The organism is Kineococcus vitellinus (assembly GCF_009906315.1).
Classification (GTDB): Bacteria; Actinomycetota; Actinomycetes; order Actinomycetales; family Kineococcaceae; genus Kineococcus; species Kineococcus vitellinus.
Genome location: NZ_JAAALL010000570.1, coordinates 1 through 1,129, shown reverse-complemented (window position 1 = coordinate 1,129; position 1,129 = coordinate 1). Strand labels below are relative to the sequence as shown.

Annotated in this window: 2 protein-coding genes; both read right to left on the bottom strand. The window is 65.8% G+C overall.

Annotated elements, in window-relative coordinates; translation table 11 throughout:
- Positions 1-393: 393 nt before the first annotated feature.
- Positions 394-861, bottom strand: coding sequence for a PIN domain-containing protein (locus GTQ99_RS23470; RefSeq protein WP_166618049.1), 468 nt, complete (start codon positions 859-861; stop codon positions 394-396).
- Positions 858-1,129, bottom strand: a 272-nt coding sequence (locus GTQ99_RS24520) for a hypothetical protein (protein WP_205708117.1), incomplete at its 5' end; no start/stop codon positions are given. The genes GTQ99_RS23470 and GTQ99_RS24520, both read right to left, overlap by 4 nt.

Below are 1,129 nucleotides of genomic sequence, written 5' to 3'. Positions count from 1 at the left end.
ACTTGTCGATCGTGAGTGTGAGTGAGTTGATGCTGGGGGGGCAGCGAGGCGGCGCTGGCGCGCCGCCTCGTCGTGCTCGCGCTGGCGCGCTCGCTGTAGGCACGGGCCGCTGGCGCGGCCAACGATCTGGGTGGTCACCGAAACTGCGCCCGCTGGCGCGGGCACTGGGATACACGGGAAACCTGAATACCCGAAGGTGAAGCGGGGAGTCACGAACTACCGACCCCGAAACTCCTCCGGCAGCATGCTCATGGGTGTTGATGTACTGCAACGCAGCACATCAACACCCATGAGAAACCCCTAAGCGGTACTACTGCCCACCTCACCGCCGACGGTGGAACTACCTCACGTACCGCACGGCGCCGCCACACCGGAGAACTCACCCAGTCACACTCAGGGAGCGTCAGAGACCGAAACGACCTCGAAGGCCTCCACACCCACCAACTCCTCCAACCCACGGAAGTCAGCGACGTTCCCCGTCAGCACCGGCACCCCGATCGAGAAGGCACTCGCCGCGATCAACGCATCCGCCAGCACCTTGCGCGGCTGCTTACCCGCATCCAGCAACGCCGCCAGCACGTAGTCGTAGGCCTCCAGCACCTCCTCGTCATACGGGATCGGCACCGGCCACCTCCGACGCACCCGCGCCAGATCCACCTCCCTACGCTTGCGCTCCAACCCCGACGCCGTCTGCACCCCCAGCATCAACTCACTCACACTCACGATCGACAAGTACGTCGCCGACCCCACATCGTGGCTGAACCGCGTTCCCGCCGGCGACCGCATCAGATCGATGACCACACCGGTGTCCAACACGTACCCCTCGCCCACCGGCCCAGCGCTCATCAGATCGCCACTCACCGCCGCTTCACAACCGGCCCGCCAGGGCGACCAGGAGCACCGCCCACGACGCTGTCAGCGGCGCCATCAACGCCACCAGCATCAACGCCACCAGTGCCAGCGTTGTCAACGCTGTCAGGGCTGTCAGCATCAGCGCCCTCGACGTCGGCGCGACCGAAGTAGGGGTCGCTGACCTCCTCACCCCAGAACGCGTGCTGCTGACGAGCGAACGCCGCATGATCGAATGGGCCCGCCGCAGCATTCAGACCCACCGCATCGCCCAACCGCA